A 15542-nucleotide genomic window follows, 5' to 3' on the forward strand; every position below is an offset into this window, starting at 1 on the left:
TTAGATTTGCGGGCAGTTAAACTAAAATGTTAGTTCTAGATTAGAATAAGGACTTACCCGAACTTCATCGAAGGGGTTACTGAGGATAGGGAATTTATGATATCCTAGGGATTTTAGAGTTATATTTCTGAAGTTTAGTGTAAGCGGTATCCGAAACAAGCTCAAAACAAGCTGGAAAATGTTCCACAAAGTTTAAGTATTATTGGTTTGATATTATTGGTTTGAAACGATATAGAGTAAAGCCTTATTAAAGCCAAACTTGAGCAAAATATGCACCCAGTCTAGGCAGGAAGTCTCTCCCATTACCCACTCTGTAAATTTTGGAGGATGATCATTTGTCAAAACCAGTTCATGTAGCCATTCTTGGCGCAACCGGAGCCGTCGGCAGCGAGTTTTTAGCTCTACTGGCAGAGCGTCAGTTTCCGTTAGCCTCCTTGAAGTTGCTGGCTTCCGAACGTTCTGCGGGACAGCAAATCCCTTTCCGAGGGGAAACCTTGACGGTGGAAGCGGTACAAGCAAGCTCCTTTGAAGGGGTGGATGTCGTGTTGGCTTCGGCCGGGGGGTCTACGTCCAAGCGTTGGGCAAAGGTGGCCGTAGAAGCGGGGGCGGTGGTGATTGATAACTCTAGCGCCTTCCGTATGGATCCCCAAGTGCCGTTAGTGGTGCCGGAAATTAACCCCCAAGCGGCGGCGGAACATCAAGGAATTATTGCCAATCCCAACTGTACGACGATTTTGTTGGGGGTGGCTATTTATCCCCTCCATCAAGTGCAGCCGATTCAGCGTGTGGTGGTGGCTACCTACCAGTCGGCCAGTGGGGCGGGTGCGAGGGCAATGGAGGAGGTGAAAACCCAAGCGGCGGCTATTTTACGGGGAGAAGCACCCCAACCGGAAATCCTGCCCTATCCTTTGGCGTTTAATCTGTTCCCCCACAATTCCCCCCTCAAGGACAATGGGTATTGTGAGGAGGAGTTGAAGATGCTCCAGGAAACCCGTAAGATTTTCGGGGAGCCAGAGTTACGGGTGAGTGCTACTTGTGTGAGGGTTCCGGTGTTGCGGGCCCACTCGGAGGCGGTGAATTTGGAGTTTAGCCAACCCTTCCTGGTGGAAAAAGCCCGGGAGGTCATCGCTCAAGCGCCGGGAGTGCGTTTGGTGGAAGATTGGCAACAGAATTATTTCCCCATGCCAATGGATGCGACGGGAGAGGATGATGTGTTGGTGGGACGCATTCGCCAAGATTTATCCCATGCCTGTGGTTTGGAGTTGTGGTTATGTGGGGATCAAATTCGCAAGGGCGCGGCCTTAAATGCGGTACAAATTGCGGAGTTATTGCTAGAGCGGGACTGGTTAAAACCGGGTCAACATCTAGCAACCTGCTAGGGGTTGAGGAATAACCTAGCCGTAGAAGTCAATGTTGATGTGAAGGTAGGAGTGGATGACAGTGTGGTAGAGTTCGGACGAGTTATTACAGCGATGGTTACGCCCTTTTCGCCGGATGGGACGGTGAACTATGCTCTGGCGGAAAAGTTGGCGGATCATCTCGTGAACTTGGGCAGTGAGAGTTTAGTGGTCTGTGGGACTACGGGAGAGTCTCCTACGTTGTCGGAGGAGGAGGAGTTAGAGTTGTTCCGGGTGGTGCAGACGGCCATCGGGGGGAAAGCTAAGGTAATTGTGGGAACGGGGTCAAATTCTACCCATGAGGCGATCGCCCGCAGTCAAAAAGCAGCTAAGTTAGGTGTGGCGGCGAGTTTGCAGGTGGTGCCTTACTATAACAAGCCCCCCCAAGCCGGGTTATTCGCCCATTTTAAGGCGATCGCCCAAGCTTGCCCCGATTTACCCCTAATGCTCTATAACATCCCCGGTCGCACCGGACAGAGTTTGCAAGCGGAAACGGTCGGGGAACTTGCCCAAATTGAGAACATTGTGGCGATTAAAGAAGCCAGTGGGAGTTTAGACTTAGTGAGTCAAATTCGAGTCGCCACCCCCCCAGAGTTCTTGATTTACTCCGGCGATGATTCCCTGACTTTACCCCTGTTAGCCGTTGGGGGAACGGGGGTCGTGAGTGTGGCGAGTCATTTAGTGGGCGATCGCATTAAAGCCATGATTGAGGCCTTTGTCTCCGGTCAACCCCAGACCGCCCAAGCCATGCACGTGGAACTATTCCCCCTCTTTAAAGTGTTATTCTGTACCACCAATCCCATTCCCATTAAAGCCGCCTTAAAACTTCAAGGGTGGGATGTCGGGGGACTCCGTTCCCCCTTAACCGACCTTCCCCCAGAATTAGAAGGGAAAGTGAAAAGCGTTTTAACGGATCTAAAACTCCTATAAAGGCGACGCAAAGCCCTAATCGTGAGAGAAGTTCAGCTTCTCCTCTTCCCTCACGATTCGGCACAGTACAGGGAATTGGGATTAATGTCATGGCGAGGTACGAACCAACCTAGTCGGGCATCGGGAGTCGGGAGTTGATTAGTATTCCCTATTACCTATTACCTGCTCCCCCTTCCTGTTCCCTCAAACATAAGTTTTGTGAATCACCATAAAATTGGGAGAGCCATAGAGCCTTGATGATGAACCATGGATTATTTCAGCCTCCCATCACCTGAGTAACTATAAAAACTAGGAAAAATAAAGCATTTTGAGCAACAACCAGAACAGGGTAGTCGCAAAACCCCTGAAAAAAACCAGCGTTTCAACAGCCAATCAACCTGATCTAAACCAACAAAATCCCATGAAAAATAACAATCAAAACGCCTCCCTAAAAATCATTCCGTTAGGAGGACTCCATGAAATTGGCAAAAATACCTGTATCTTTGAGTACGGCGACGAAATGATCCTGCTTGATGCCGGGATTGGCTTCCCCACCGACGGAATGCACGGCATTAACGTAGTCCTGCCCGACATGACCTACGTCCGAGAGAATCGCCATAAAATCAAAGGGATGATCGTCACCCACGGCCACGAGGATCATATTGGCGGCATTGCCCACCACCTCAAACAGTTTGACATCCCCCAAATTTATGGCCCCCGTTTAGCCATGGCTCTCTTGCGGGATAAATTGGATGAAGCAGGCGTATTAGAACGCACCCAACTGAATAGCGTCATGCCCCGGCAAACCGTCCAACTTAGCCCCTCCTTCCGGGTGGAATACATTCGGAACACCCACTCCATCGCCGACAGTTTCAGCGTCGCCATTACCACCCCCTTGGGTGTCCTTATCCACACCGGGGACTTCAAAATTGACCACACCCCCGTAGATGGCGAGTATTTTGATCTGCACCGCATCGCCGAATATGGCGCAAAAGGCGTGTTGTGTTTATTAAGTGACTCCACCAACGCCGAAGTTCCCGGCCATACCCCCTCGGAACAGTCCGTTTATCCCAACTTAGACCGGGTATTTGCCGAAACCAAAGGTCGTCTCTTTGTCACCACCTTTGCTTCCTCCGTCCATCGGGTGAATATTGTTTTACAGTTAGCCCAAAAACATAACCGCAAAGTGATCACCTTGGGGCGTTCCATGTTAAACGTCATCGCCCACGCCCGCGAATTAGGTTACATCAAGTGTCCCGAGGATTTATTTGCCCCCCTCAAAGCCCTTTACAGTTTACCGGATGAAAAGGTCTTGATTTTAACCACAGGCTCCCAAGGGGAAACCTTAGCCGCCCTCACCCGCATTTCCCGCAAAGATCACCGCCAAGTCCGGGTAAAACAAGGGGATACCATTGTCTTTAGTGCTAATCCCATTCCCGGCAATACCTTAGCCGTAGTGGATACCATCGACCGCTTAATGATGTTGGGGGCGAATGTTGTCTATGGTCGTCATTTAGGGATTCACGTTTCCGGTCACGGGGCGCAGGAAGACCATAAATTGATGTTAGCTTTAGCCAAACCCAAGTTTTTTGTCCCCGTCCATGGAGAACACCGGATGCTGGTGAAACACGCTCAAATGGCGCAAAATATGGGCATTCCGGCGGAAAACATGGTGATCATTAACAATGGGGACATTGTAGAGTTAACGGAGGATCGGATTGGTATTGCCGGACAAGTTCCCTCGGGGATTGAGTTGGTGGATGGGGCAGGCATTGTTCATGATCATGTGATGAAAGAGCGCCAACAACTGGCCGAAGATGGCGTTGTAACTGTAGCGGCCGCTGTGGATAACAATTTACAGTTACTCGCTCCCCCAGCCATTCATTTACGCGGTGTGGTTTCTACGGCAGATCAGACCTTTATTAAGCAGTTGATGATCCGCAATGTGGAACGGTTACTCTCGGATTACAGTAAACAGATCAGCGAATCCAAAAATGGTGGGATGAACTGGGATAAAGTTTGTGCGGAGATTGAGAACAGTTTACAGCGTTTGACCCAACGGGAGTTACGCAGTCGTCCCTTAGTGATTTTCCTCTTACAAACGCCCCCCACGTCTTCGGATGATCAAGCCAGTTCCACTCCGGCGAGTTCCCGTCGTCGCCGACGTTCTACGGCAACGATGGCCTCTTAACTGAGATCAGTTAGCGGTGGGGTGTGGGGGAGCAGGGGAGCAGGGGAGCAGGGGAGCAGGGGAGCAGGGGAGAGGCAATCTCCCGACTCCCGACTCCCGATTCCCGACTCCCGATTCCCGATTCCCGACTCCCCAACTTTCGGACTTATTCAGCAAACCCTAACGACTCAATTGAATTAGGATCATGGCGCAAAATTTACCACTCACCAACCCCTTGTTAGGGAATCATATTGAGATGCAGGAGGTGGCTGTTGCGATCGCCGCCACCGATCTCAATCCCGGCAGCATTAGTTTAGACTTCCTCCGCTTTAGCGGCATTATTCCCACAGACTGGGAATTAACCCAGCAGCCCGTTTTGAACAATGCCGTCGCCCAACTAAACTTTAGTAATGGGGTAAATATTTTTGCTCAACCCCGTTCCATTAACTTCCTAGAAGCCATTAAACAAAATCCCCAAGACCTCCAAGCCCCCATCGTCGCCCGTCAGTACCTCGAAAAACTCCCCCACGCCAATTATCAGGGCATTAGTATTAACCCCAAAATTCTCATCGGCTTTCCCAATCAAGAAGATGCCGCCCGCAAATACATTGTCGAAACCTTGTTAGCCCCCGGAGGCTGGCAACAGTTAGGACAAGCCCCCCTCAAAGCCTCGGTTAACTTAAGTTATCAGTTAAAACGCTGTCCTCTCAACTTGGGGATTAATGAAGTCCGTTTACAACAGCCCGATCAAACCTCTATCGCCGCCCTCTTATTTTCGGGAGGATTTACCTATGGTATTCCCCCAGAATATCAAGACCAAAAAACCGCTTATTTAAGTAAACGGATTAGCACATGGCAGACCGATTTTGAGACATTTCGGGAAATTATTACTAAAAAGTTTTTCGCCCAAAGTCAAGGCTCTAGTTTATTTCCTCCAACCTTGATGTAGGTGCAAAAATCACCACCAAGAAACCCGGTTTTTGGCAAAAAACAAACGCCAGAAACCGGGTTTCTTTCGGTAGGGACTGGGGGCTAAATTGAAAAACTCGCCCCCCACTTAAAAACCTAGGCAGCCGCCAAGTTTTGAGCCACAAAATCCCAATTCACTAAGCTACTTAAGAACGTCTCAATATACTTAGGACGAGCATTTTGGTAATCCAAATAATAAGCGTGTTCCCACACATCCATTGTTAACAGAGGGGTTTGGCCTGCGGTCATGGGATTTTCTGCATTCAGGGTTTTTGTTACCTTCAGGGTACCGCCATCCAGCACTAACCAAGCCCAACCACTACCGAATTGAGTTGCTCCCGCTTTGGCAAACGCTTCTTTAAACGCCTCGAAACTGCCAAAATCCGCCGCGATTTTATCCGCTAAAGCCCCGGTGGGAGTCCCTCCCCCATTGGGTTTCATGCAGTTCCAGTAAAAGCTATGATTCCAAGCTTGGGCGGCATTGTTGAAAATACCCGCCTTATCCGGATCCCCTGCAACAGCTTTGATAACCTCTTCAATGCTTTGGCTATCATAGTCAGTCCCTTGAACAGCCGCGTTGTAGTTGTTCACATAGGCCGCATGATGCTTGTCATGGTGGAACTCAAGGGTACTTTTAGAAATGTACGGGTCTAAAGCCGTGTAATCGTAGGGTAAAGGGGGTAATTGATAAGCCATGATTGTATTTCTGTGTTCTCTAACGACATCCTACAAGAGGTGTCACCCTCAATGATGCTTGAACCCAGTATATCATGGCTGTTTGTCGCCTACAGCACAGCTTAGGGAATACACCCCAAGGCAGAGATTCTCACAAAATCTATAATCCGTTCTCAAAATTTCCCCATCACTACCCCAGAGGGCAACGTCTCGACTTTTGGCTAGTAGGCTTTCACCGATCCCCTCCCTTACACTGAAGAAAGCCAATTTACTCTGAGGGGGACTATGGCTAAATTTCCCTTTAAACAGATTAGCAACTGGAAAACCGCCGAAGGACAAGCCCAACCGTCCTTAGAACCCCTTGGAGATGCCACAACTCCGGCTGGGTACACTGCCCCAGTTGTCCTACAAACCAAGCACTTTGAAAACCTGCCCCGTTTGGGACGGATTGCCCATCAAGTCTTGAATGAACCTAGTGCTATCCGCAAAGTAGGCGATCGCGTTTACGAACTCATGGAGGAGGATCTCCGTTCCCGACGGGAGCGTAGCCAGTTTTAGTGCAAATTTTAGTCACAAGTAACCCATTGTATAAAAAAGTATAACACACAATCATGGTTAATGCAAGCAGAATTGTTGAAAATTATGTACAGGAGAATCGATTTTATGTGGTCATGGAGTCACAAATTACCGCTTATTTTAGCGAATGTTCGGGGTTGAGTATGGATGCCAAACCCAAGAACTTTTTAGAAGGAGGAGTTAATGATCGGGAGCGTTCCCTGATTAGTCCGGCTAAATTCAAACCCATTAAATTAAAACGAGGCGTTACCGATAACTTATTATTTTTACAGTGGCTGGCGCAAACCCAACGCTCCCAAACCTTAGTTAAACCTGCTCCCAACAGTTCACAGGGAATGCGGAGAAATGTCAATATTTTAATCTTTAATCAAGCGGGGGAGATTATGCAAAACTGGACATTGATTGCCGCGTTTCCCATTGGTTGGAAAGCGCCATCATTCAAGGCAAAAGGCAAAGGAGTTGCCCTAGAAGAAATCACCTTATCCTATGAAACCTTAGAAATTTCTAACACGGGTGTAAGTAGTGCCGTGTTCTTAAAAAATCGCAATGAGTTAGGGGATTTTGTTTAGATACTCTCAGGACAACATAATACAATATGTCGCGTCATATTTCCTTGATAAACAAGCCAATAACGCAACCTATTATATCCTTACTTGCTCCGTTTTCATAGACTATCATCACCATGATTTTAACCTGAACCCATCACTGATTTAATCATCTTTAACCATGACCAGTTCAGAAGCACATCCTCCCTCTTCAATTCTGCCTCTAACAACTCCGATTCAACTAAAAATTGCCGGGGACCCTCCTCTAGGGGTTGAACCTGCAATAGTTGATACTTCCTCATCAGTTGCTTCTGATACTGGTTTTGTTCAGAGACAAGTCGATACACCTTCAGGGGATACTTCTATTCAACGGGAAACAATTGGGGATACTTCTACAACTCTATCCCCATCGGAAACACCCACGATTCAGAGACAAGTCGATACACCTTCGGGGGATACTTCTATTCAACGGGAAGTAACTGGGGATACTCCCACGATTCAGAGACAAGTTGATACACCTTCAGGAGAAACTCCTATCCAACGAGAAACAACTGGAGATACTCCCACGATTCAGAGACAAGTTGATACACCTTCAGGGGATACTCCTATCCAACGAGAAACAACTGGAGATACTCCCACGACTCCATCCTCATCGGAAACACCCACGATTCAAAGACAAGTTGATACACCTTCAGGGGATACTTCTATCCAACGGGAAACAACTGGAGATACTCCCACGATTCAGAGACAAGTTGATACACCTTCAGGGGATACTTCTATTCAACGGGAAACAACTGGAGATACTCCCACAATTCAGAGACAAATCGATACACCTTCAGGGGATACTTCTATTCAACGAGAAACTCCTATCCAACGGGAAGTAACTGGAGATACTCCCACGACTCCATCCTCATCGGAAACACCCACGATTCAGAGACAAATCGATACACCTTCAGGGGATACTTCTATTCAACGGGAAACGATTGGAGACACTCCCACAATTCAGAGACAAATTGATACATCTTCGGGGGATACTTCTATTCAACGGGAAGTAACTGGAGATACTCCCACGATTCAGAGACAAGTTGATACATCTTCAGGGGATACTTCTATTCAACGGGAAGTAACTGGAGATACTCCCACGATTCAGAGACAAGTTGATACACCTTCAGGGGATACTCCTATCCAACGAGAAACAACTGGAGATACTCCCACGACTCCATCCTCATCGGAAACACCCACGATTCAAAGACAAGTTGATACACCTTCAGGGGATACTTCTATCCAACGGGAAACAACTGGAGATACTCCCACGATTCAGAGACAAGTTGATACACCTTCAGGGGATACTTCTATTCAACGGGAAACAACTGGAGATACTCCGACAATTCAGAGACAAATCGATACACCTTCAGGGGATACTTCTATTCAACGGGAAACAACTGGAGATACTCCCACAATTCAGAGACAAATCGATACACCTTCAGGGGATACTCCTATCCAACGAGAAACAATTGGAGATACTCCCACAATTCAGAGACAAATCGATACACCTTCAGGGGATACTCCTATCCAACGAGAAACAATTGGAGATACTCCCACAATTCAGAGACAAATCGATACACCTTCAGGGGATACTTCTATTCAACGAGAAGTAACTGGAGATACTCCGACAATTCAGAGACAAATTGATACACCTTCAGGGGATACTCCTATCCAACGAGAAACAACTGGAGATACTCCGACAATTCAGAGACAAATCGATACACCTTCAGGGGATACTTCTATTCAACGGGAAACAACTGGAGATACTCCCACAATTCAGAGACAAATTGATACACCTTCAGGGGATACTCCTATCCAACGAGAAACAACTGGAGATACTCCGACAATTCAGAGACAAATCGATACACCTTCAGGGGATACTTCTATTCAACGAGAAGTAACTGGAGATACTCCGACAATTCAGAGACAAATCGATACACCTTCAGGGGATACTTCTATTCAACGAGAAGTAACTGGAGATACTCCGACAATTCAGAGACAAATCGATACACCTTCAGGGGATACTCCTATCCAACGAGAAGTAACTGGAGATACTCCGACAATTCAGAGACAAATCGATACACCTTCAGGGGATACTCCTATCCAACGAGAAACAACTGGAGATACTCCGACAATTCAGAGACAAATCGATACACCTTCAGGGGATACTCCTATCCAACGAGAAACAACTGGGGATACTTCTACAACTCCATCCTCATCGGAAACACCAACAATTCAGAGACAAGTCGATACATCTTCAGGGAATACTTCTATCCAACGAGAAGTAACTGGGGATACTTCTACGATTCAGAGACAAGTCGATACATCTTCAGGGGATACTCCTATCCAACGAGAAACAACTGGGGATACTTCTACAACTCCATCCTCATCGGAAACACCAACAATTCAGAGACAAGTCGATACATCTTCAGGGGATACTTCTATCCAACGGGAAGTGACTGGAGATACTCCCACGATTCAGAGACAAGTCGATACCTCTTCAGGGAATACTTCTATCCAACGAGAAGTAACTGGGGATACTTCTACGATTCAGAGACAAGTCGATACCTCTTCAGGGGATACTTCTATCCAACGGGAAACAGTTGGGGATACTTCTACAACTCCATCCTCATCGGAAACACCCACGATTCAGAGACAAGTCGATACCTCTTCAGGGGATACTTCTATCCAACGGGAAGTGACTGGAGATACTCCGACAATTCAGAGACAAGTCGATACCTCTTCGAGTGAAACTCCTATCCAACGAGAAGTAACTGGAGATACTCCGACAATTCAGAGACAAATCGATACCTCTTCGAGTGAAACTCCTATCCAACGGGAAACAGTTGGGGATACTTCTACAACTCCATCCTCATCGGAAACACCCACGATTCAGAGACAAATCGATACACCTTCAGGGGATACTTCTATCCAACGAGAAATAACTGGGGATACTCCCACGATTCAGAGACAAATCGATACCTCTTCGAGTGAAACTCCTATCCAACGAGAAACAACTGGGGATACTTCTACAACTCCATCCTCATCGGAAACACCAACAATTCAGAGACAAGTCGATACACCTTTGGGGGATACTTCTATCCAACGGGAAGTAACTGGAGATACTCCGACAATTCAGAGACAAATCGATACACCTTCAGGGGATACTCCTATCCAACGAGAAGTAACTGGAGATACTCCGACAATTCAGAGACAAATCGATACACCTTCAGGGGATACTTCTATCCAACGGGAAACAGTTGGGGATACTTCTACAACTCCATCCTCATCGGAAACACCAACAATTCAGAGACAAGTCGATACCTCTTCAGGGAATACTTCTATCCAACGAGAAGTAACTGGGGATACTTCTACGATTCAGAGACAAGTCGATACATCTTCAGGGGATACTTCTATCCAACGGGAAACAGTTGGGGATACTTCTACAACTCCATCCTCATCGGAAACACCCACGATTCAAAGACAAGTTGATACACCTTCGGGGGATACTTCTATCCAACGGGAAACGACTGGAGATACTCCGACAATTCAGAGACAAGTTGATACACCTTCAGGGGATACTTCTATTCAACGGGAAACAGTTGGGGATACTTCTACAACTCCATCCTCATCGGAAACACCCACGATTCAAAGACAAGTTGATACACCTTCAGGGGATACTTCTATTCAACGAGAAGTAACTGGAGATACTCCGACAATTCAGAGACAAGTTGATACATCTTCAGGAGAAACTCCTATCCAACGGGAAACAACTGGAGATACTCCCACGATTCAGAGACAAGTCGATACACCTTCAGGAGAAACTCCTATCCAACGGGAAACAACTGGAGATACTCCCACGATTCAGAGACAAGTCGATACACCTTCAGGGGATACTTCTATCCAACGGGAAACGACTGGAGATACTCCCACGATTCAACCTAAATCTGAGTCGGTAAAACCTGCTTTATCGGTTCCCAATTCTTGGGAAAATGCTGCACAATTATTCGGAGAAGAATCAACTCAAAATACAGAACCTCAAGTAGTGCAAAGATTCTTAAATCAGGGTATTCAATCAGATGATACCCAGACAGAGGATGATATTTCTAGTTCCGCAGAAGCACCCATAGTTGACCAAAATTTTGCTGAAAATTTAAGGCGTAGTTTTAAGAAAATTCTACCCTTTCAAGAGGAACAAGATGAAGCTTATATTGAAAGTTTAATTGCACGAATTGCTCAATTAGAAGACGGATTTAATGAACAATTTGCTGATGCTTCTGTAACTCGTATTGCCGGAAATGATATATTTACAGAAACTTTTCGAGAAACACAAAAAGATAAAGATCCTAATTTTTCTGACAATGTTTTAGTTTTGCTGGAAGAAAAACTAGACGATTCTGATAGTGCTTTTGAGGAACAGTTAGGAGAAACAATTAAGTCGGCGGATGTTGCAATATTGAAAGCCTTAGAGTTAAGATTAAAGGAGGCAGATGATCTATTCTTGAAAGAACTAAAAGCGGTAATTATTGCGGCAGATGTTGAATTTCCAGAGGATGAAACTATTGATGAAGAAGCGGCACAGGATTTAGAGATTTTAGCGCGGGAAATGTATCATATGATTTGTCAACGTTTGGAGGTGGAACGAGAACGTAAGGGTTTGTTATATAATAGTCGTATGTCTTGGTGATTTTTATGTTATAATGGGAGGCTTTATGGCGGTTTTACAAAAAGCAAGGTTGTTTTGTACAGATAATAGAGATTACGATTTCCAGTTTTTGTTTAACCCGGAAATGTTGCAGTTTCAGGAATCTATTAAGGTGAAAGATTCTAAGTCTGCTAGAACCGATCAAGGAACGCCTAAAGTCAGTTTCGAGTACCCCAAGGCACGGAGTACGACTCTTAATAAGATTATGTTTGATACTTATGAGTCTGGTAAAAGTGTGATGAAAGAATATATCGAAAAATTACAAAATTCTGTCAAGTTTCAAGGGTATTCATCGGGGGGAACTGTTGTGTCTCGTCCTCCGATTTATCAATTATGTTGGGGGGATCAAAATTATTTAACTTGTTTTGTTGAAAAGTTGGATTATAAGTTAACGATGTTTTTAGCAGATGGAACGCCTGTGAGGGCGGAGGTTAAGTTAACATTGAAAGAGGTGGATAGTTCTTTTTTAGCGGCTAATGCCAGAACATACAATAAGGACTTATTTGGGAGTCGGGATACTCGGCAACAACCGGCTAAACCTTTAACTGCCGCACAGGCAAGGGAACAAGCGGTAAAGAATGCGGAAGAAGCGCATAAAAGGTGTAATCAAGAAGTAGCTGATATGAGGAGGGAAGCTGATCAAATGATGCTTTTATTTAGTGGAAAGTTTAATCCAGGTGAGGCTAGTAAATTGAGAGAAAAAGCGGATAAGCGGGCTAAGGAATGTGAGGCTTTGGGGAAGGAAATGGAAGAGTTGAAAAAATGGAATTCTTAAGGGGTGTTGGTGATAATTGATCAGGAAAAATTATCAAGAATATATGACGAGTTTTTGCTATAGCGTTTTCGCGACTCATGAGGTAGACCTTTGTTGGACGCTCTGTTCCCTGTTCCCTCAAACTAGAGACTCTGTACCTCGCCAGTAGGGAAATTGCTATATCGATAATTACTGTTTGCTCAAGGCTTAGATATGACACAATCTCAGGATTCTAGTTATGTGGCGATACCCTTTTTACAATTAGGGGGGCAAGATGCACCGCAGGAGTTAATGAATGATCTTGAACAGATTACGGTGGAGGAGAGTTTACATCTGCCTGCAATGTTTACGATTGTGGTAGAAAATCCTTATTTTCCGGGACGGGATGAGGATAAGCCTTGGCGGTATGATGATATTTTGAAAATTGGGCAAACGGTGAAGATTGGGTTTCAGTCCAGTACGACGAAGGATCCGGAGTTTAGTGAGGTGAATCGAGGGTTTTTAATTGAGGGGGAAATTACGGGGATTGAGAGTCATTTTAGTGAAAATTCTCAAGCACCTGTTTTAGTGCGGGGTTATGATATTTCCCATCGTTTACATCGAGGCCGTTATAATCGTTCGTTTCAGAATTATACGGATAGCGATATTGTGCGGGAAATTGCCCGGGAGGTGGGGATTAATGTGGGGGGAATTGATGCGAGTGGGGACCCTCATGAATATGTTTTTCAAGAGAATCAAACCAATATGGAGTTTTTGCGCCATCGGGCGGCTAGGATTGGGTTTGAGTTGTTTGTGCAGGATGGTAAGTTGTATTTTCGGAAACCCCAGGGGGGGGAGAATTTAGCGTTAACGTGGCTGAAGGATTTCGGGGGGTTTCGGGTGCGGGTGACGAGTGCGGAACAGGTGAGTGGGGTGGAGGTGCGAGGATGGGATTATGGCCAGAAAAAGGCGATTGTGGGGACGGCCCAACGGGAACAGGTGATTACCCAAAGTCAGCAGGGGATGGGGTCCACGGCGGGGGGACAGTTTGGACCGAAGAATCCGCCGACGATGGGGGCGACTCCGCCGCCTAAGATGATTGTAGTGGATCAACCTGTGTTTCAGGCGAAGGAGGCGGATGCGATCGCCCAATCCCTGTTTAATGAGTTAGGGGGGGCCTATATTTACGCTGATGCCAATGGAGAAGGCAACCCCAAAATCCGCACGGGACGGGTGGTTAGGCTGCAAGATATGGGAAAATATGACGGGCAGTATTACATCACGGCGACTCGTCATGTTTACTATCAACGCAGTTATCGGACGGAGTTTAGTGTGCGGGGTTTACGAGGGGGGGATCTCTTCTCTATTCTTTCTCCTAAGCCCCAATTAAAGCCGGGACAGACGTTTTTAGTGGGCATTGTGACGGATAATAAGGATCCCCAAGGTTGGGGGCGGGTACGGGTCAAATTCCCCACGCTCACGCCGGAGGAGGATGGCAGTGCCCACGCCAGTAATTGGGCGCGGGTGGTGGCTTTGGGCGCGGGGGAGCAACGGGGATTTGACTGTTTGCCGGAGATTAATGATGAGGTGTTGGTGGGGTTTGAACATGGGGATATTCACCGTCCTTATGTGGTGGGGGGGGTGTGGAATGGGAAGGATAAACCCCCGGTGGCGGTGAATCAGAGTGTGGAGAATGGCAAGGTGCGGGTGCGGACGCTGAAGACGCGGACGGGGCATCAGTTGCAGTTTGTGGAGGAGGATAAGACGAGTAGTAAGCGGGGGATTGCTTTACAAACGGCGGGCAATCATGAGATTCAGTTGAAGGATAGTAATGGCGATCGCGCTATTGAGATTAAGACCAGTGGCGGCCATAAAATTATTTTGGATGAAACCAACCACAGGATTCAGATTATCAGCCAAGGTGGACAGGAATGTACTCTCAATGATGGCGATCGCAGTATTACCCTAAAAGCCCTCGGAACCGTTACGATTCAAGGCGGGGCGGGTTTAAATTTAAATGCCGCAGGGGGGATAACCTTGAAAGCAGGAGGGGTGATTAGTGTCAGCGCAGGGGGAGCCACTACCATCACCTCTGGCGGTGCCACTACGATTACTTCGGGAGGTGCTAATACCCTCACCGGGACGGCCAATGTGATTATACCTCCTGCGGGTTAGGGTGTCGGGAGTTGGGAGAGGGGGAGCAGGAGAGATAAGGAATTAAGACTTATTATCTATCACCTATTCCCTATTCCCCAACCTTAACCAGTTAGGCTTTTGTCCAATTTGTGGAACGCTATATCTGGTACTTGACAAAATTCACACAGGCTTAACTTGTCAAAATTGCCTATTACCTCTCCCCCTCTCCCCTTGTTGGGTCTAGCATCTGGTGTTCTTCAGCAGATCCTAGACATCTTTGAATCAAGGATTGGAGTCTGACCAAAGGAGGATCATTGAAGTGGGAAGGCAACTTTTTTAGTGGGTTGATCGACTAAGAGTCTATCTAGTTTGGCGTTGGGTTTTGGGGGAGGTCATCGGATTTCCCCCTTTTTTTGTGTTTTGAACAAAAATAGTGATGCACTCCCCCACGCCGCGCAATCATAGAGAAAAGCCTTCTGCTAAGGTTGATGTCATGTTTTGTACTTTGATGGAAAATCGACCTGACAAAATCTACAATTCACTATAAATTATTCTGTTTGATTCCTTAAACTATCCGCCAACCTACTGAGTTTAAATAAATTCAAGAGAAAACATGATCGGGATCACAGACTGACTCATTTTCTTATGATATGATGAGAAATAGGGGCTATTTTTTATATGG

The 15542-nt window shown here is 46.5% G+C and carries 11 protein-coding genes; 9 read left to right on the forward strand and 2 right to left on the reverse strand.

Annotated features, from left to right (window positions below):
- Window positions 1-335: 335 nt before the first annotated feature.
- The 3 genes from SPI9445_RS0109690 (at window position 336) to SPI9445_RS0109700 (ending at window position 4497) form a co-directional block, all read left to right on the forward strand.
- Complete coding sequence (locus SPI9445_RS0109690) at window positions 336-1379, forward strand: aspartate-semialdehyde dehydrogenase (protein ID WP_026079661.1); 1044 nt, start codon at window positions 336-338, stop codon at window positions 1377-1379.
- Between the two features lie 63 nt (window positions 1380-1442).
- Window positions 1443-2327: a 4-hydroxy-tetrahydrodipicolinate synthase gene (gene dapA, locus SPI9445_RS0109695; protein ID WP_026079662.1), complete on the forward strand. Its 885-nt coding sequence runs from the start codon at window positions 1443-1445 to the stop codon at window positions 2325-2327.
- 400 nt (window positions 2328-2727) lie between these two features.
- Window positions 2728-4497, forward strand: a complete 1770-nt coding sequence (locus tag SPI9445_RS0109700) for a ribonuclease J (RefSeq protein WP_026079663.1) — start codon at window positions 2728-2730, stop codon at window positions 4495-4497.
- A 6-nt stretch (window positions 4498-4503) separates the two neighbouring features.
- On the opposite strand, the gene SPI9445_RS30450 is transcribed toward SPI9445_RS0109700, so the two are convergent.
- A complete protein-coding gene (locus tag SPI9445_RS30450) occupies window positions 4504-4653 on the reverse strand; it encodes a hypothetical protein (RefSeq protein WP_164674501.1) in 150 nt (49 codons plus the stop codon).
- A 28-nt stretch (window positions 4654-4681) separates the two neighbouring features.
- Between SPI9445_RS30450 and SPI9445_RS0109705 the strand changes: the two genes are divergently transcribed.
- Window positions 4682-5425: a hypothetical protein gene (locus SPI9445_RS0109705; protein ID WP_017304551.1), complete on the forward strand. Its 744-nt coding sequence runs from the start codon at window positions 4682-4684 to the stop codon at window positions 5423-5425.
- Window positions 5426-5541: 116 nt separating this feature from the next.
- Here SPI9445_RS0109705 and SPI9445_RS0109715 read toward each other — a convergent pair whose 3' ends face one another.
- Window positions 5542-6141 carry a superoxide dismutase gene (locus tag SPI9445_RS0109715; protein WP_017304553.1) on the reverse strand — a complete coding sequence of 200 codons (600 nt, stop codon included), beginning with the start codon at window positions 6139-6141 and terminating at the stop codon, window positions 5542-5544.
- A gap of 264 nt (window positions 6142-6405) precedes the next feature.
- On the opposite strand from SPI9445_RS0109715, the gene SPI9445_RS25060 reads away from it, so the two are divergent.
- The 5 genes from SPI9445_RS25060 (at window position 6406) to SPI9445_RS0109760 (ending at window position 14899) form a co-directional block, all read left to right on the forward strand.
- Window positions 6406-6678, forward strand: a complete 273-nt coding sequence (locus SPI9445_RS25060) for a hypothetical protein (RefSeq protein WP_017304554.1) — start codon at window positions 6406-6408, stop codon at window positions 6676-6678.
- A gap of 53 nt (window positions 6679-6731) precedes the next feature.
- Window positions 6732-7265: a phage tail protein gene (locus SPI9445_RS0109725; RefSeq protein ID WP_026079664.1), complete on the forward strand. Its 534-nt coding sequence runs from the start codon at window positions 6732-6734 to the stop codon at window positions 7263-7265.
- Window positions 7266-7422: 157 nt separating this feature from the next.
- Window positions 7423-11973 carry a hypothetical protein gene (locus tag SPI9445_RS30455; protein WP_164674502.1) on the forward strand — a complete coding sequence of 1517 codons (4551 nt, stop codon included), beginning with the start codon at window positions 7423-7425 and terminating at the stop codon, window positions 11971-11973.
- Window positions 11974-11998: 25 nt separating this feature from the next.
- Window positions 11999-12766, forward strand: a complete 768-nt coding sequence (locus SPI9445_RS25065) for a CIS tube protein (protein WP_164674503.1) — start codon at window positions 11999-12001, stop codon at window positions 12764-12766.
- Between the two features lie 192 nt (window positions 12767-12958).
- Window positions 12959-14899, forward strand: a complete 1941-nt coding sequence (locus SPI9445_RS0109760) for a VgrG-related protein (protein ID WP_017304562.1) — start codon at window positions 12959-12961, stop codon at window positions 14897-14899.
- Window positions 14900-15542 lie beyond the last annotated feature (643 nt).

This window comes from Spirulina subsalsa PCC 9445 (assembly GCF_000314005.1).
GTDB classification, from domain to species: Bacteria; Cyanobacteriota; Cyanobacteriia; order Cyanobacteriales; family Spirulinaceae; genus Spirulina_A; species Spirulina_A subsalsa.